Origin of the sequence: Rugamonas sp. DEMB1 (assembly GCF_029834475.1) — a bacterium.
Taxonomy (GTDB): domain Bacteria; phylum Pseudomonadota; class Gammaproteobacteria; order Burkholderiales; family Burkholderiaceae_D; genus Rugamonas; species Rugamonas rubra.
The window spans coordinates 4,742,250-4,759,510 of the sequence record NZ_CP122407.1 but is presented as its reverse complement, the minus strand read 5'-3'; the positions used below and the strand labels follow the sequence as shown (position 1 = coordinate 4,759,510).

Genomic DNA, 17,261 nt, shown 5'->3' with positions numbered 1-17,261 from the left:
CGCACGTCAATTTAGCCGGCGGCGCGGGGGCGCGGCCGGCGCTGGCGCGCGGCAATATGCAGGAAGATACGTGATTATACGTAGAAGGGAGGGGCGCGCAACGGCAGAATTAGTGGCGGCGCTCGGCTTGCCGGGGCGGCAAGCCGGGCCGCCGCGGCCGGTCAGGCGGCCAGTTCGGCGTCGCCGGCCAGGCTTTGGCGCAGCAGTTCGAGCAGGTTCAGCGGGCTGGCCAGCAGGTGGTCGGCGTTCCAGGCCAGCGGCTCGTGCGGGCCGCAATAGCCCCAGCCGCAGGCCACCGTGCGCATGCCGGCGGCGCTGCCGGCCTGGATGTCGCGCAGGTCGTCGCCGACGTACCAGCACTGCTCGGGCGCCAGGCCGAGCCGGCTGGCCGCCTCCAGCAGCGGCGCCGGGTGCGGCTTGGCGTGCGCCGTGGTGTCGCCGGAGACCACGCAGCCGGCGTGCTGCAGGCCGATCCGCGGCAGCAGCGGGTCGGTGAAGCGGGCCGGCTTGTTGGTGACGATGCCCCAGGCCAGGCCGGCCTGCTCGATGCCGGCCAGCAGCTCGGGCACGCCGTCGAACAGGCTGCTGTGGACCGCGATGGCGGCCTGGTAGTTGTCGAAGAAGCCGTCGCGCAGCGCGACGAAGCCCTCGTCCTGCGGCTTCAGGCCGAAGGCCGCGCCGATCATGCCGCGCGCGCCGGCCGAGGCGGTCGGCCGCAGCAGGGCGTAGTCGGTGGGCGCCAGGCCGCGTGCGGTGCGCAGCAGGTTGACGGCGGCGGCCAGGTCGGGCGCGGTGTCGGCCAGGGTGCCGTCGAGGTCGAACAGGATGGCGCGGGGCGGGGTGGTCGGAAGGCTCATGGCGGCGGTGGCGGGCGGGGGCGGAATAGGCGGTGGGGAAGGGGGCGGCGCGCGCCGCCCCGGTGTGCGGCGGACTACAGCGGGCGGCTGGTGGCGACCATGTAGTTGACGCTGGTGTCGTCGTTGAGCGAGTACAGCTTGCTCAGCGGATTGTAGCCGAGGCCCTTCATGCCCTGCAGCTCGAGGCCGGCGCTGCGGACGAACTGCGACAGCTCGGCCGGGGTGATGAACTTGTCGTAGTCGTGGGTGCCCTTGGGCAGCATGCGCAGCAGGTACTCGGCGCCGATGACGGCGAACAGGTAGGCCTTGGCGTTGCGGTTCAGCGTGGAGAAGAACACCTGGCCGCCCGGTTTGACCAGCGTGGCGGCGGCGCGCACGATGGCGGCCGGATCGGGCACGTGCTCGAGCATCTCCATGCAGGTGACCACGTCGTACTGGCCGGCCTCCTGCGCCGCCATGTCCTCGGCGGCGATCAGCTTGTAGCGCACCTGCGCGCCGGACTCCAGGCTGTGCAGGTCGGCCACCTTGAGGGCTTTTTCGGACAGGTCGATGCCGGTCACCTTGGCGCCCTTGCGCGCCATCGACTCGCTCAGGATGCCGCCGCCGCAGCCGATGTCGATCACGCTCTTGCCCGCCAGCGGGGCGCGCGCGTTGATCCACTCGAGGCGCAGCGGATTGATTTCGTGCAATGGACGAAACTCGGAAGTGGGGTCCCACCAGCGGTGGGCCAGCTCACTGAATTTTTGCAGTTCTAGGGGGTCGGCGTTCATGGGGAGAATAATAACGGCAAATCGTCCCGTTCCCAAGCGCACCGGCGAAAAAAAACCCCGCGCAAGGCGGGGTTGATGTGTCGGGCGCGGCGCCCCGGGGAGCGGGCCGGCCTGGCTAGCGCGGCAATTACTTGGCGCGGGTGCCGACGACTTCGACTTCTACGCGACGGTTTTTGCTGCGGCCATCAGCGGACTTGTTGTCTGCGACTGGCTGCTTCTCGCCCTTGCCTTCGGTGTAGACGCGGTTGGTCTCGACGCCTTTCGACACGATGTAGGCCTTGACGGCTTCAGCGCGACGGATCGACAGTTTCTGGTTGTAGGCATCGGTGCCCACGGAGTCGGTGTGGCCGACGGCGATGATGACTTCCAGCTTGATGCTGCCCAGTTTCGAGGTCAGGTCGTCCAGCTTGGCCTTGCCTTCTGGTTTCAGGACCGACTTGTCGAAGTCGAACAGGGCGTCGGCGGCGAAGCTGACTTTTTCCGAGGTCGGGGCGACGACGACTGGCGCGGCGGCAGGAGCCGGTGCCGGTGCTGGTGCTGGAGCGACTGGCGCTGGTGCTGGAGCGACGCATTTGCCGTTTTCCAGTTTCTCGCCATCTTTGCACAGCGGCAGATCGCAACCTGGAACGGCATCGGCCGGGGTCCAGTAGCCGGTGCGCCAGCACAGACCGAACGGGTCACGGGCGATGACGCCACGGGCGTCCTGCACGTAGGCGCTCTTAGGCGCGGCGGCCTTGATGTCCTGGGTCACAGGAGCGAACGGCGGGGTGGTTGGTTGGGTTTGTGCGATTGCCGAACCTGCAAATGCGGCCGACACAGCCAAAAACGAAATAAGTTTCTTCATATTTTTCTTCCTTTCGGGGGGTGATATCCGCAGAAAAACTGCGCGACGTAGTGATGCATGGGGCGAATTCTACCATCACGCAGCAAATCGCGACGGTCTCCCGATTGCGAAACAAGCAATTGACTTCCAGTCCATTTTGCCACACGCGATCTGGCCGCACGTTCGGGGGTAAATCAAACCTGCTGCGATTCCGACCAAAATGTTGTTTTGTTGCAACGTGATGGGGGATAATAAGCGAAAATTGTGTCATCTCGATTACATCCGTGCCTTATATGCAATGCGTCGCCCGCCGCCGCGCGCCAAGGCGGGGCGCCAAGGCGGGGCGCCCCGCCGTTGCTGGCGCCGTTCCCGGCGGCAACGCTCGCGGCGGGGCGCCGGCAGGCGGAAAAGCGCTAGTTGCCGGACGCCCATGCTAAAATCGCAGGCTTGACTGTCCAGCACGCGGCCCCCAGGGGCGCGCCGGCGGGACGGCTCAGGCATGCTTCAGTGCGGCATTCATTGCTTAAAAGATAAGTTAACCACAGTCAAAGATCAGTCGACCCGCCAATGGATCAATTCGCAAAAGAAACAATCCCTATTTCCCTCGAAGAAGAGATGCGCAAGAGCTACCTCGATTACGCCATGAGCGTGATCGTCGGCCGCGCCTTGCCGGACGTGCGCGACGGCCTCAAGCCGGTGCACCGCCGGGTCCTGTTCGCGATGCACGAAATGAACAACGTGTGGAACCGTCCCTACGTCAAGTGCGCCCGCGTGGTCGGCGAGACCATGGGTAAGTACCACCCGCACGGCGACGCCTCGATCTACGACACGCTGGTGCGCATGGCGCAGGACTTCTCGCTGCGCTACATGCTGGTCGACGGCCAGGGCAACTTCGGCTCGGTCGACGGCGACAGCGCCGCCGCGATGCGTTACACCGAGTGCCGCCTGGACAAGATCGCCAGCGAGATCCTGGCCGACATCGACAAGGACACCGTCGACTTCCAGCCCAACTACGACGGCAAGGAAAAAGAGCCGACCGTCCTGCCGACCAAGATCCCCAACCTGCTGATCAACGGCTCGTCGGGCATCGCCGTCGGCATGGCCACCAACATCCCGCCGCACAACCTGACCGAGGTGATCGACGGCGCGCTGCACGTGCTGCGCAACCCGGACTGCAGCATCGACGAGCTGATCGAGATCATCCCGGCGCCGGACTTCCCGACCGCCGGCATCATCTACGGCGTCTCCGGCGTGCGCGACGGCTACCGCACCGGCCGCGGCCGCGTGGTCATGCGCGCCAAGACCCACTTCGAGGAATACGGCAAGGACGGCGGCCGCACCGCCATCATCGTCGACGAGCTGCCCTACCAGGTCAACAAGAAGTCGCTGCTCGAGCGCATCGCCGAGAACGTGCGCGACAAGAAGCTCGAAGGCATTTCCGACATCCGCGACGAGTCCGACAAGTCGGGCATGCGCGTGGTCATCGAACTGAAGCGCGGCGAAGTGCCCGAGGTGGTGCTCAACAACCTGTACAAGCAGACCCAGTTGCAGGACACCTTCGGCATGAACATGGTGGCGCTGGTCGACGGCCAGCCGCGCCTGCTGAACCTGAAACAGATGCTGCAATGCTTCCTGGCGCACCGCCGCGAAGTGGTCACCCGGCGCACCGTGTTCGAGCTGCGCAAGGCGCGCGAGCGCGGCCACGTGCTCGAGGGCTGGCCGTGGCGCTGGCCAACATCGACGACTTCATCGCCATCATCAAGGCGGCGCCGACGCCGCCGCTGGCCAAGTCCGAGCTGATGGCGCGCGCCTGGGACTCGTCGCTGGTGCGCGAGATGCTGGCCCGCACCGGCGACGGCACCACCGTCGGCGGCGTCGACGCCTTCCGTCCGGAACACCTGCCTAAGCACTACGGCATGCAGACCGACGGCCTGTACAAGCTGTCCGACGACCAGGCGCAGGAAATCCTGCAGATGCGCCTGCAACGCCTGACCGGCCTGGAACAGGACAAGATCGTCAACGAGTACAAGGACGTGATGGCGGAAATCGCCGACCTGCTGGACATTCTGTCGAAACCGGAGCGCGTCACCGTCATCATCACCGACGAGATGACCCTGGCCAAGAACGAATACGGCGCCGGCAACAAGGACGTGCGCCGCTCGAGCATCGAGCACAACGCCACCGACCTGGGCACCGAGGACTTGATCACGCCGCAGGACATGGTGGTCACCCTGTCGCACACCGGCTACATGAAGTCGCAGCCGATCTCCGAATACCGCGCGCAGAAGCGCGGCGGACGCGGCAAGCAGGCCATGGCGACCAAGGAAGAGGATTGGATCGACCAGCTGTTCATCGCCAACACCCACGACTACATCCTGTGCTTCTCCAACCGTGGCCGGATGTACTGGCTGAAGGTGTGGGAGGTGCCGCAGGGTTCGCGCAACTCGCGCGGCAAGCCGATCGTCAACATGTTCCCGCTGGCCGACAACGAGAAGATCACCGTGGTGCTGCCGCTGTCCGGCGCCAACCGCACCTTCCCGGAAGACCATTACGTGTTCATGTCGACCAGCCTGGGCACCGTCAAGAAGACGCCGCTGAAGGACTTCAGCAATCCACGCAAGGCCGGCATCATCGCGGTCGACCTGGACGACGGCGACTTCCTGATCGGCGCCGCGCTGACCGACGGCCAGCACGACGTGATGCTGTTCTCCGACTCCGGCAAGGCGGTGCGCTTCGACGAGAACGACGTGCGTCCGATGGGCCGCAACGCCCGTGGCGTGCGCGGCATGAACCTGGAGGAGGGCCAGCACGTGATCGCCCTGCTGGTGGCCGAGAACGAGGAGCAGTCGGTCCTGACGGCCACCGAGAACGGCTTCGGCAAGCGTACCCCGATCACCGAGTACACCCGCCACGGCCGCGGCACCAAGGGCATGATCGCGATCCAGACCAGCGAGCGCAACGGTAAAGTCGTCGCCGCCACCCTGGTCGAGACCACCGACGAGATCATGCTGATCACCACCGGCGGCGTGCTGATCCGCACCCGCGTGGCGGAGATCCGCGAGATGGGCCGCGCCACCCAGGGCGTGACCCTGATCGCGGTCGAGGACGGCACCAAGCTGTCCGGCCTGCAACGCATCGTCGAGACCGATATCGACGAGGTCGAGCTCGAGCCGGGTCCGGACGCCAAGGCGGCCGAGGCCACGCCTGGGCTTGCGGCCGATGCGGCGCCGGACGCCGCCTCGGACGCCGCGCCGGAGTAAGGCGCAGCAAGCATGCCCCGGCGCCCAGAGCGGCGGGGCGGACGGGGCCAGGGTTTTTTTCGCGGAATGATGCGACAATAAACGCTGGCCCCGTTTTTCTTTCGGCAACCCCTCTTTTCAGCGCGGAGCATTCCGCCAATCAACATGAAAAAATTCGCCGCAGCAAGTATTTCCAGCATCGCCGCCGCCTTGATGTTGCTGGCCGGCGCGCCGGCCCTGGCGCAAAGCACGCCGGCCGCCGCGCCCGCCGTGGCCGCCGCCGCCATCGAGCCGGCCAAGCCGATCGAGCCGGCTGTCGCCGCCGCCGTCAAGGAACTGTTCGTGGCGATGAACTACCGCTCGCTGATGGCCTCCGGCATGCAGCAGATGAGCAACAACCTGCCCGTCATGATGCGCAACTCGATGGAGGCCGGCATCAACGCCAACCCCCAGTTGGGGCCGCAGGACAAGCAGGTCGCCATCGTCAAGGCCGAGGCGCGCCTGCCCGCCGTGGTCAAGGCGTTGCAGGAATTCCTCGCCGATCCCAAGCTGGTCGACGAGATGATGAGCGAGATCGCGCCGCTGTACGCGGCCAACTTCAGCGTCGCCGAGATCAAGCAGTTGTCGGTGTTCTACCGCAGCCCGCTGGGCGCCAAGATGCTGGCGCTGTCGCCCAAGCTGATGGCCGAAGGCATGCAGATCGGCCAGCGCGTGGTGGCCCGCCGCATGGCGCCGCTGATGCAGCAGTTGCAGGCGGCCGAGCAGGCCGAGCACGCCGGCAAGGCCGGCAAGGCGGAGCAAGCAACACCGGCCGGCAAGGTCGAGAAATAAGCCCAACCCAACCACAAGGAAAGCCCGTGACGCACATCTACAACTTCTCCGCCGGCCCCGCCGTCCTGCCGAAAGAAGTCCTGGCGCAAGCCGCCGCCGAAATGCTCGACTGGCACGGCAGCGGCATGTCCGTCATGGAAATGAGCCATCGCGGCCCCGAGTTCATCTCGATCTACCAGGCCGCCGAGCGCGACCTGCGCGAGCTGCTCGCCGTGCCGGCCAACTACAAGATCCTGTTCATGCAGGGCGGCGGGCTGGCGCAAAACGCCATCGTGCCGCTCAACCTGGTCGGCCACAAGGCGCAGCCGGCCACCATCGACTTCGTCCACACCGGTTCCTGGTCGGGCAAGTCGATCAAGGAGGCGGCCCGCTACGCCAGCGTCAACGTGGCCGCCGGCGGCAAGGCCGGCGCCTTCACCGGCGTGCCGCCGCAGTCCGAGTGGCAGCTGACGCCGGACGCCGCCTATCTGCACGTCTGCACCAACGAGACCATCGACGGCGTCGAGTTCAACTTCGTGCCCGAGCTGCCGGCCGGCGCCACCATCGTCGCCGACATGAGCTCGCACATTTTGTCGCGCCCGGTCGACGTGTCGCGCTACGGCGTGATCTTCAGTGGCGCGCAAAAGAACATCGGCCCGGCCGGCCTGACCCTGGTGATCGTGCGCGAGGGCCCTGCTCGGCAAGGCGCTGGCCATCTGCCCCTCGGCCTTCGACTGGAAGACCGTGGCCGACAACGAGTCGATGTACAACACGCCGCCGACCTACGCGATCTACATCGCCGGCCTGGTGTTCCAGTGGCTCAAGCGCCAGGGCGGCGTGGCCGAGATGGAGCGCCGCAACATCGCCAAGGCCGAGCTGCTGTACGCCGCGCTGGACGCCGACGACTTCTACCAGAACCGCGTCGCCAAAGAATGCCGCTCGCGCATGAACGTGCCCTTCTACCTGCGCGACGAGAGCAAAAACGAAGCATTCCTGGCCGGCGCCAAACAGCGCGGCCTGCTGCAACTGAAGGGCCACAAGTCCGTCGGCGGTATGCGCGCATCGATCTACAACGCGATGCCAATCGAGGGCGTACAAGCCCTGGTCGATTATTTGAACGAGTTTGCCGGCCGCTGATACCCCGCCAGCGCCGCACGCACCATCAAAGGCCGGAGCGGCCGGGCAGCCGCTCGCCCTCCGGCACAACGACACTGACACTACGCACACCATGACTGATAAATTGAAACCCTTGCGCGAACAGATCGACTCGATCGACGCGCAAATCCTCGACCTGCTGAACCGCCGCGCCAAGGTGGCGCAGGAAGTCGGCCACGTCAAGGCCGAGACCATGGCGCCGGTGTTCCGTCCCGAACGCGAGGCCCAGGTGCTGCGCGGCGTGGCCGAGCGCAATCCCGGCCCGATGGGCGACCACGAGGTGCAGACCATCTTCCGCGAGATCATGTCGGCCTGCCGTTCGCTGGAAAAGCGCGTCACCGTGGCCTACCTGGGCCCGGCCGGCACCTTCAGCGAGCAGGCCGTCTACCAGCAGTTCGGCAGCGCCGTCGAGGCCTGCCCTGCGCCTCGATCGACGAGGTGTTCCGCGCCACCGAGGCCGGCACCGCCGACTTCGGCGTGGTGCCGGTGGAGAACTCCTCCGAGGGCGCCATCAACCGCACGCTCGACCTGATGCTGCAAACCTCGCTGCTGATCAGCGGCGAGGTGTCGATCGCCGTGCACCACAGCCTGATGAGCAAGACCGGCAACATGGACGGCGTGACGGTGATCTGCGCCCACTCGCAGGCGCTGGCGCAGTGCCAGGTGTGGCTCAACCTGAACTACCCGAACATCGAGCGGCGCGCCGTCGCCTCCAACGCCGAGGCGGCGCGCATGGCCAGCAAGGACGCCAGCATCGCCGCGATCGCCAGCGAAATGGCCGGCGAGCAGTACCAGCTGGGCGTGGTCAAGGCGCACATCCAGGACGACCCGCACAACCGCACCCGCTTCGCCATCGTCGGCCACCTGCAGACCAACCCGTCCGGCCAGGACCAAACCTCGCTGGTGCTGGCGGTGCCCAACAAGGCCGGCGCCGTCTACCAGCTGCTGGCGCCGCTGGCCAAGCACGGCGTGTCGATGACCCGCTTCGAGTCGCGCCCGGCGCGCATCGGCACCTGGGAGTACTACTTCTATGTCGACATCGAGGGCCACGTCCACGACGCCGCCGTGGCCCGCGCCCTGGCCGAGCTGCAGGACAACGCCGCCTTCTTCAAAGTGCTGGGTTCCTACCCACTGAGCCTGACCTGACGGTCGGCCAGCTCGAACGGGATGGAGACGGGATGGAGAATACTGTGTTGAACAAGATCGTCATTTGCGGCGTCGGCCTGATCGGCGGCTCCTTCGCGCTGGCGCTGCGCCGGGCCGGCGCGGTCGGCAGCGTGGTCGGCGTCGGCCGCTCGACGGCCGCGCTGGCGCGGGCGCGCGAGCTGGGCATCATCGACGCCGCCAGCGGCAACGCGCCGGCCGAGCTGGCCGCCGCGCTGGACGGCGCCGCGCTGGTGCTGCTGGCCGCGCCGGTGGCGCAGACCGAGGCCATCCTGGCCGCGCTGCGCCCGCACCTGCAAGCCGGCACGGTCGTCACCGACGCCGGCAGCACCAAGGGCGACGTGGTGGCGGCGGCGCGCCGCGCGCTGGGCGACAAGGTCGGCCAGTTCGTTCCCGGCCACCCCATCGCCGGGCGCGAGTCGAACGGGCCGGACGCCGCCATCGCCGACCTCTACCAGGGCAAGAAGACGGTGCTCACGCCGCTGGCGGAAAACCGCGCCGAGGATGTCGAACGGGTCGCCGCCGCCTGGCGCGCCTGCGGCGCCATCATCCACCAACTGACGCCGCAGGAGCACGACAAGGTGTTCGCGGCGGTCAGCCACCTGCCGCACCTGCTGGCCTACGCCCTGGTCGACGACATCGCCAGGAAGCCGCACGCCGACCTGCTGTTCCAGTACGCCGCCAGCGGCTTCCGCGACTTCACCCGCATCGCCGGCTCCTCGCCGGAGATGTGGCGCGACATCAGCCTGGCCAACCAGGCCGCGCTGTTGGCCGAGCTGGACGCCTACATGGCACAATTGAACGGCCTGCGCGCCAGCCTGGCGGCCGGCGACGGCGCCGCGCTGGCCGGCGTCTACAGCAACGCCCAGCGCGCCCGCCAGCAATGGATCGAGGCGATCGAGGCGGCCGAGGCGCCGCAGTCCAAAGACCAAGCAGAATAAAGGAACACACGGCATGACGCAGCACACAGCAAAGCACTACCCCCACCATATCGACCTGCATCCCGTGATGCACGTGCAGGGCACCGTGCGCCTGCCCGGCTCGAAGAGCATCTCCAACCGCATCCTGCTGCTGGCCGCGCTGGCCAAGGGCGAGACCAAGATCGTCGACCTGCTGGCCTCGGACGACACGCTGGTGATGCTGGGCGCGCTGCGCGCGCTCGGCGTCGACTGGCGCCAGGAGGAGCAGAAGGACCCGCACACGCTGCACCAGGTGCACCATGTCAAGGGCTGCGGCGGCGTGCTGCCCAAGCAGAAGGCCGACCTGTTCATGGGCAACGCCGGCACGGCGATCCGTCCGCTGACGGCGGCGCTGGCGGTGATCGGCGGCGACTACACGCTGCACGGCGTGGCGCGCATGCACGAGCGCCCCATCGGCGACCTGGTCGACGCCCTCAACGAGGTCGGCGCCCACATCAGCTACACCGGCCAGCCGGGCTTTCCGCCGCTGCACATCCGCAGCGGCCAGTTCAAGGCCGAGCGCCTGTCGGTGCGCGGCAACGTGTCGAGCCAGTTCCTCACCGCGCTGCTGATGGTGGCGCCGCTGATGGCGCGCGAGCACGCCGTATCGATCGACGTGGTCGGCGAGTTGATCTCCAAGCCCTACATCGAGATCACGCTGAACCTGATGCGCCGCTTCGGCGTGCAGGTCGAGCAGGACGGCTGGCAGTCGTTCACCGTGCAACCGGGCCAGCAGTACCAGAGCCCGGGCACCATCCACGTCGAGGGCGACGCCTCGTCGGCGTCCTACTTCCTGGCCGCCGGCGCCATCGCCGGCGGCCCGGTGCGGGTCGAGGGCGTCGGCCGCGACAGCATCCAAGGCGACGTGCGCTTCGTCGCCGCGCTCGAGCTGATGGGCGCCACCATCAGCATGGGCGACAACTGGATCGAGGCCAGCTCGAACGGCAAGCTCAAACCGATCGACGCCGACTTCAACCACATTCCCGACGCCGCCATGACCATCGCCATCGCCGCGCTGTACGCCGACGGCACCAGCACGCTGCGCAACATCGCCAGCTGGCGCGTCAAGGAGACCGACCGCATCGCCGCCATGGCCACCGAGCTGCGCAAGCTGGGCGCCGAGGTGGAGGAGGGCGCCGACTACCTGCGCGTGACGCCGCCGGCCGTGATCGCCGCCGCCACCATCGACACCTACGACGACCACCGCATGGCGATGTGCTTCTCGCTGGCCTCGCTGGACGGCGCGGCGCGGCGCGGCAACACCATGCGCATCAACGATCCGAAGTGCGTGGCCAAGACCTTCCCCGACTACTTCGCCGCCTTCGCCGGCATCGCCCACGACCAGCTGATTTGAGCTGGCCCCGGCGGGGTCGGCCCCAGGGTCAGACTCCAGGGTCAGACTCCAGGGTCAGACCCTAGGGTCTGACCCTTGAAGTCCGCAGCTGACAGTCCGCCGCGCCGCCGTGCTATTGTTTCCCATTAACACTGAAATTTTCATATGTCGACCCACTCCATCCCAGTCATCGCCATCGACGGCCCCACCGCATCCGGCAAGGGCACCGTCGCGCACCGCGTCGCCGATAAGCTCGGCTTCCACTACCTGGACTCGGGCGCGCTGTACCGCCTGACCGCGCTGTCGGCGCTGCGCCGCGGCACCGACCTGGCCGACGAGCACGCCCTGGCCAAGCTGGCCGAGCACCTGCCGTGCAGCTTCACCGGCGGCGACGTCATCCTGTCGCACGAGAACGTGAGCGACGCCATCCGCGCCGAACTGGTCGGCAACACCGCCTCGAAGATCGCCGCGCTGCCCTCGGTGCGCCACGCCCTGGTCGGCCTGCAACTGGGCTTTCGCAAGGCGCCCGGCCTGGTCGCCGACGGCCGCGACATGGGCACGGTGATCTTCCCGCACGCCCCGCTGAAGGTGTTTTTGACCGCCAGCGTGGCGGCGCGCGCCGAACGCCGATATAAGCAATTGATTGACAAGGGAATTCCTGCTAATATGGAAGACCTTCTGATGGATTTGCAAGCGCGCGACGATCGCGATACGCACCGGGCGATAGCCCCGCTGGTCCCGGCAGAGGGTGCCCATGTGCTCGATACCTCGCACATGAACGCCGACCAAGCGGTCGACGAGGTGCTCAAATGGTATGCGGCGGCGATGAAATCGTAGGCTGCGCGGCAAAGAATTCAGAAGTGAATGTAGTAAAAAAACAGCAGCAAAAGCAGTAAAAATGGTACGTGTTAGTGCCATTGCGGTGCCCAAGACGGGCCTGTGCTCGTCACGGGTGTGTCAAAACCCTAACCCAGTTTAAGTCGCGTTGTGCGAACTCTGCTGGCTAACCATGTGTGAACCCCTATGTCTACAGCTACCACCTCCGGTATGGAAAGTTTTGCAGCGCTCTTCGAAGAGTCGTTGTCCCGTCAAGATATGCGCTCCGGCGAAGTTATCTCCGCTGAAGTCGTGCGTCTCGATCACAATTTCGTGATCGTTAACGCTGGTCTGAAATCGGAAGCTTTCATCCCTGTTGAAGAATTCAAGAATGACCACGGCGAACTGGAAGTCAAAGTTGGCGATTTCGTTTCCGTGGCCATCGAATCGCTCGAAAACGGTTTCGGCGATACCATCCTGTCGCGCGACAAAGCCAAGCGTCTGGCCTCGTGGCTGGCACTGGAAAAAGCCATGGAATCGGGCGAGATCGTCGTCGGTACCGTCAATGGCAAAGTCAAGGGCGGCCTGACCGTTCTGACCAACGGCATCCGCGCCTTCCTGCCGGGTTCGCTGGTCGACACCCGTCCGGTCAAGGACACCACCCCGTTCGAAGGCAAGACCCTCGAATTCAAGGTCATCAAACTGGACCGCAAGCGTAACAACGTGGTTCTGTCGCGTCGCGCCGTCATCGAAGCTTCGATGGGCGAAGAGCGTCAGAAACTGATGGAAACGCTGAAAGAAGGCACCGTGGTTACCGGCGTCGTCAAGAACATCACCGACTACGGCGCCTTCGTCGACCTGGGCGGCATCGACGGCCTGCTGCACATCACCGATCTGGCATGGCGTCGTGTGCGTCACCCGTCGGAAGTGCTGACCGTCGGCCAAGAAATCACCGCCAAAGTCCTGAAGTACGATCAGGAAAAGAACCGTGTTTCGCTGGGCGTGAAACAGCTGGGCGACGATCCTTGGACCGGTCTGTCCCGTCGTTACCCACAAAGCACCCGTCTGTTCGGTAAAGTAACGAACCTGACCGACTACGGCGCCTTCGTTGAAGTCGAGCAGGGTATCGAAGGTCTGGTCCACGTTTCCGAAATGGATTGGACCAACAAGAACGTCGCTCCGAACAAAGTCGTCCAACTGGGCGATGAAGTTGAAGTGATGGTTCTGGAGATCGACGAAGAGCGTCGCCGTATCTCGCTGGGCATGAAACAGTGCAAAGCGAACCCATGGGACGACTTCGGCGTCACCCACAAGAAGGGCGATAAAGTCCGCGGCGCGATCAAATCGATCACCGACTTCGGCGTCTTCATCGGCCTGGCCGGCAACATCGACGGCCTGGTTCACCTGTCCGACCTGTCGTGGACCGAGACCGGCGAAGAAGCCGTCCGTCGCTTCAAGAAGGGTGACGAGCTGGAAGCCATCGTTCTGGCCATCGACGTCGAGCGCGAGCGCGTTTCCCTGGGCGTCAAGCAACTGGAAGGCGATCCATTCAACAACTTCGCAGCGATGAACGACAAAGGCGCCCTGGTCACGGGCACCGTCAAGTCGGTGGAGCCAAAAGGCGCCGTCATCCAACTGTCCGAAGAAGTCGAAGGCTACCTGCGCGCTTCCGAAATCTCCCGCGACCGCGTGGAAGATGCCGGTACGCACCTGAAGGTCGGCGACTCCGTCGAAGCCCTGGTCATCAACATCGACCGCAAAGCTCGCAGCATCCAGCTGTCGATCAAAGCGAAAGACAACGTCGAGACCCAGGAAGCGATGCAGAAAATGGCCGCCACCGACAACAACGCAGCTTCGGGCACCACCAGCCTGGGCGCGCTGTTGAAAGCCAAGTTCGACAACAAGAACTAATATCGGTATTCAGTAGATGACCAAGTCCGAGTTGATCAACCGCCTGGCTGAGCGCTATTCTCAGCTGGTGGCCAAGGATGCGGAGTACGCCGTCAAGACCATCCTCGACGCGATGACCAACGCCCTGGCGACCGGTCAACGCATCGAGATCCGCGGTTTTGGCAGCTTTGCTCTGAATAGCCGGCCGCCGCGCATCGGACGCAATCCGAAGTCGGGCGACAAGGTGATGGTGCCGGAAAAACGGGTGCCGCACTTCAAAGCCGGGCAAGCAATTGCGCGAGCGGGTCGACGCGATGGTCGGGCAACCGATCATCGAGGACTGAAGCGTCTACCACCGATGGATGTAAAAAAGCGGCGTCCCTGGATGCCGCTTTTTTTGTTCCCGTCGGGGATTTTTTTGAAGTATTTGCTTTCTTGTGCGACACTGGCGCACTCTGAAATACAGAACAGGAACCAAGCAGATGAAATTTCTTTCCACAATCGTTGGATTCGTTCTCTTCGTTTTGTTTTTTGGTTTTGCCTTGAAAAACACGCAGGAAGTCGATCTGCGCTTTTTCCTCAACTATGAGCTGCGCGGCCCCCTGGTGCTGATGCTGCTGGGCTGTTTCGCGGCCGGCGCCACCCTCGGCGTGCTGGCGCTCACGCCCACCGTGTTCCGCCACCGGCGCGAAGCGAACAAACAAAAAACCACCATCCACACGCTGCAATCGACGGCGCAGCAGGGCAGCGCCCCGCCGCAGCCGGACAGCGTCAACACGCAGCAGTAATGCCGCCCGCAAGCCAACAACAACAAGCACAGCATGGAATTTGAACTCTGGTGGTTATTGGGTATCCCGGTCTTTTTCGGACTGGGCTGGATCGCCGCGCGGGTCGACATCCGCCAACTGGTGTCCGAGTCGCGCACCCTGCCGCGCGGCTATTTCAAGGGCCTGAACTTCCTGCTCAACGAGCAGCCCGACAAGGCCATCGACGCCTTCATCGAGATCGTCAAGCTGGACCCGGAGACGGCCGATATGCACTTCGCGCTGGGCAACCTGTTCCGCCGCCGCGGCGAGACCGAGCGCGCCATCCGCGTCCACCAGAACCTGCTGGCGCGGCCCGACCTGCCGCAGGAGCAGAAGGAGCACGCCGAATACGAGCTGGGCATGGACTACCTGAAGGCCGGCCTGCTCGACCGCGCCGAGGAGACCTTCAACCGCCTGACCGGCAGCCAGTACGCGGTGCAGGCGCGCCGCGCGCTGCTGGAGATCTTCCAGCGCGAGAAGGAGTGGCCGCGCGCCATCGAGGCGGCGCTGGGCCTGCAGGAGGCCGGCGCCGGCTCGCGCCAGAAGGAAGTGGCGCAGTTCTATTGCGAGCTGGCGCAGGACGCGCTGGTCCACCTGCATCCCGAGCAGGCCCTGCCGCTGCTGGAGAAGTCGCTGCAGGTCGACCGCACCAACGTGCGCGCCACCATGCTGGTGGGCGACGCCCAGCTGGCCCAGGGCGACGTCGAGGGCGCGCTGCTCAGCTGGCGCCGCGTCGAGCAGCAGAGCGTGCCGCACGTGGCCCTGGTGGCGCAGCGCCTGATGGACGGCTACCGCAAGGTCGGCCGGCCGCAGGAGGGCGTCAACCTGCTCAAATCGTATCTGGAACAGGCCTCGTCGATCGACCTGATCGAGGTGGTGTTCAAGGCCGTGCTGGAGCTCGACGGCGTCGAGGCGGCCAAGCAGCTGGTCAGCGCCGAGCTGCGCCGCACGCCGACCCTGCTCGGCCTCGACAAGCTGCTCGAGGCGCGCATGATGGACGCGCCGGCGGCGCTGGTGTCCGAGCTGTCGATGGTGAAGAACCTGGTGCACGGCTACACCCAGAAGCTGGCGCGCTACCAGTGCAGCCACTGCGGCTTCAAGGCGCGCCAGTTCTATTGGCAGTGTCCCGGCTGCAGCCGCTGGGAAACCTACCCGCCGCGCCGCACCGAAGAACTCAACGTGATGAATTAACCCGACCCCGGAAGCGGCCGGCGCCAGCGCGCCGCCGGGCCGGGGTTTGCAACCTAGTAGGCGGAACACACACATGAAAATCACCATTATTGGCACCGGCTATGTAGGCCTGGTGACCGGCGCCTGCCTGGCCGAGCTGGGCAACGACGTCTTCTGCCTCGACGTCGACGAAAAGAAAATCGCCATGCTCAACGCCGGCGGCATCCCGATCCACGAGCCGGGCCTGGAGGAGGTGGTGGCGCGCAACCGCGCCGCCGGCCGCCTGCAGTTCTCCACCGACATCGCCGCCTCGGTGGCGCACGGCACCCTGCAATTCATCGCCGTCGGCACGCCGCCCGACGAGGACGGCTCGGCCGACCTGCAGTACGTGCTGGCCGCCGCCAAGAGCATCGGCCGCCACATGACCGAGTTCAAGGTCGTCGTCGACAAGTCCACCGTGCCGGTCGGCACGGCCGACCGCGTCAAGGCCGCCGTGCAGGCCGAGCTGGACGCGCGCGCCGAGGGCGCCAAGTTCTCCGTCGTGTCGAACCCCGAGTTCCTCAAGGAGGGCGCGGCGGTCGAGGACTTCATGCGGCCCGACCGCATCGTCATCGGCTGCGACAGCAGCGCCGAGGGCTCGCGCGCCCACGGCCTGATGAAGAAGCTGTACATGCCCTTCAACCGCAACCACGAGCGCACCTTCTGGATGGACGTGCGTTCGGCCGAGTTCACCAAATACGCCGCCAACGCCATGCTGGCCACCCGCATCTCGTTCATGAACGAGCTGGCCAACCTGGCCGACCAGGTCGGCGCCGACATCGAGGCGGTACGCCACGGCATCGGCTCGGACCCGCGCATCGGCCACAGCTTCCTCTACGCCGGCGCCGGCTACGGCGGCTCCTGCTTCCCGAAGGACGTGCAGGCGCTCGAGCGCACCGCGCGCCAGTACGACCAGGACCTGCTGATCCTGCGCGCCGTCGAGGCGGTCAACGACAAGCAGAAGCTGGTGCTGGGCCAGAAGGTGGCCAAGCGCTTCGGCGCCGATTTGAGCGGCAAGCACTTCGCCGTCTGGGGCCTGGCCTTCAAGCCGAACACCGACGACATGCGCGAGGCGCCGGCCCGCGTGCTGCTCAAGCAGCTGCTCGACGGCGGCGCCACGGTCGCCGTGTACGACCCGGTCGCCATGGCCGAGGCCAAGCGCGTGTTGGCGCTCGACTTCGACGCCGAGCAGCTGGCCCGCGTCCGCTTCGCCAGCAGCCCGATGGACACCCTGAGCGGCGCCGAGGCGCTGGTCATCGTCACCGAATGGAAGGCCTTCCGCAGCCCGGACTTCGACCGCATCAAGGCGGCCTTGAAGCAGGCCGTGATCTTCGACGGCCGCAACCTGTTCGAGCCGCAGGTGATGGCCGAGGCGGGCTTCGAGTACCACGGCATCGGCCGTTCCGTCTTGACCCGCAACTGAGAGGACG

11 protein-coding genes and 4 pseudogenes are annotated in these 17,261 nt (G+C 65.8%); 12 read left to right on the top strand and 3 right to left on the bottom strand.

The window, feature by feature from the left end:
* Positions 1 to 161: 161 nt before the first annotated feature.
* The 3 genes from QC826_RS21895 to ompA form a co-directional block, all read right to left on the bottom strand.
* On the bottom strand, positions 162 to 857 hold the full coding sequence (locus QC826_RS21895) for an HAD family hydrolase (RefSeq protein WP_279762424.1): 696 nt from the start codon (positions 855 to 857) through the stop codon (positions 162 to 164).
* A 74-nt stretch (positions 858 to 931) separates the two neighbouring features.
* Positions 932 to 1,627, bottom strand: a complete 696-nt coding sequence (gene ubiG, locus QC826_RS21890) for a bifunctional 2-polyprenyl-6-hydroxyphenol methylase/3-demethylubiquinol 3-O-methyltransferase UbiG (RefSeq protein ID WP_279762423.1) — start codon at positions 1,625 to 1,627, stop codon at positions 932 to 934.
* Positions 1,628 to 1,754: 127 nt separating this feature from the next.
* Complete coding sequence (gene ompA / locus QC826_RS21885) at positions 1,755 to 2,471, bottom strand: outer membrane protein OmpA (protein WP_279762421.1); 717 nt, start codon at positions 2,469 to 2,471, stop codon at positions 1,755 to 1,757.
* 546 nt (positions 2,472 to 3,017) lie between these two features.
* Here ompA and gyrA point away from each other — a divergent pair.
* The 12 genes and pseudogenes from gyrA (at position 3,018) to QC826_RS21825 (ending at position 17,254) form a co-directional block, all read left to right on the top strand.
* Positions 3,018 to 5,710, top strand: a pseudogene (gyrA, locus tag QC826_RS21880) (DNA gyrase subunit A).
* Positions 5,711 to 5,854: 144 nt separating this feature from the next.
* Positions 5,855 to 6,520, top strand: coding sequence for a DUF2059 domain-containing protein (locus tag QC826_RS21875; RefSeq protein WP_279762420.1), 666 nt, complete (start codon positions 5,855 to 5,857; stop codon positions 6,518 to 6,520).
* A gap of 26 nt (positions 6,521 to 6,546) precedes the next feature.
* Positions 6,547 to 7,636, top strand: a pseudogene (gene serC / locus QC826_RS21870) (3-phosphoserine/phosphohydroxythreonine transaminase).
* 91 nt (positions 7,637 to 7,727) lie between these two features.
* Positions 7,728 to 8,800, top strand: a pseudogene (pheA, locus tag QC826_RS21865) (prephenate dehydratase).
* 32 nt (positions 8,801 to 8,832) lie between these two features.
* On the top strand, positions 8,833 to 9,759 hold the full coding sequence (locus QC826_RS21860; RefSeq protein WP_279762419.1) for a prephenate dehydrogenase/arogenate dehydrogenase family protein: 927 nt from the start codon (positions 8,833 to 8,835) through the stop codon (positions 9,757 to 9,759).
* Positions 9,760 to 9,772: 13 nt separating this feature from the next.
* Complete coding sequence (gene aroA, locus QC826_RS21855) at positions 9,773 to 11,131, top strand: 3-phosphoshikimate 1-carboxyvinyltransferase (RefSeq protein ID WP_279762418.1); 1,359 nt, start codon at positions 9,773 to 9,775, stop codon at positions 11,129 to 11,131.
* A gap of 144 nt (positions 11,132 to 11,275) precedes the next feature.
* Complete coding sequence (cmk, locus tag QC826_RS21850) at positions 11,276 to 11,947, top strand: (d)CMP kinase (RefSeq protein WP_279762417.1); 672 nt, start codon at positions 11,276 to 11,278, stop codon at positions 11,945 to 11,947.
* 210 nt (positions 11,948 to 12,157) lie between these two features.
* Positions 12,158 to 13,837: a 30S ribosomal protein S1 gene (rpsA, locus tag QC826_RS21845; protein WP_020705490.1), complete on the top strand. Its 1,680-nt coding sequence runs from the start codon at positions 12,158 to 12,160 to the stop codon at positions 13,835 to 13,837.
* A gap of 16 nt (positions 13,838 to 13,853) precedes the next feature.
* Positions 13,854 to 14,160: pseudogene (locus QC826_RS21840) on the top strand (integration host factor subunit beta).
* A 138-nt stretch (positions 14,161 to 14,298) separates the two neighbouring features.
* Positions 14,299 to 14,604 (top strand): lipopolysaccharide assembly LapA domain-containing protein, encoded by a 306-nt coding sequence (locus QC826_RS21835; protein ID WP_279762416.1) that lies wholly within the window; start codon positions 14,299 to 14,301, stop codon positions 14,602 to 14,604.
* A gap of 33 nt (positions 14,605 to 14,637) precedes the next feature.
* Positions 14,638 to 15,813: a lipopolysaccharide assembly protein LapB gene (gene lapB / locus QC826_RS21830; protein ID WP_093386198.1), complete on the top strand. Its 1,176-nt coding sequence runs from the start codon at positions 14,638 to 14,640 to the stop codon at positions 15,811 to 15,813.
* Between the two features lie 73 nt (positions 15,814 to 15,886).
* On the top strand, positions 15,887 to 17,254 hold the full coding sequence (locus tag QC826_RS21825; protein WP_279762415.1) for a UDP-glucose dehydrogenase family protein: 1,368 nt from the start codon (positions 15,887 to 15,889) through the stop codon (positions 17,252 to 17,254).
* The last annotated feature ends 7 nt before the right edge of the window (positions 17,255 to 17,261 follow it).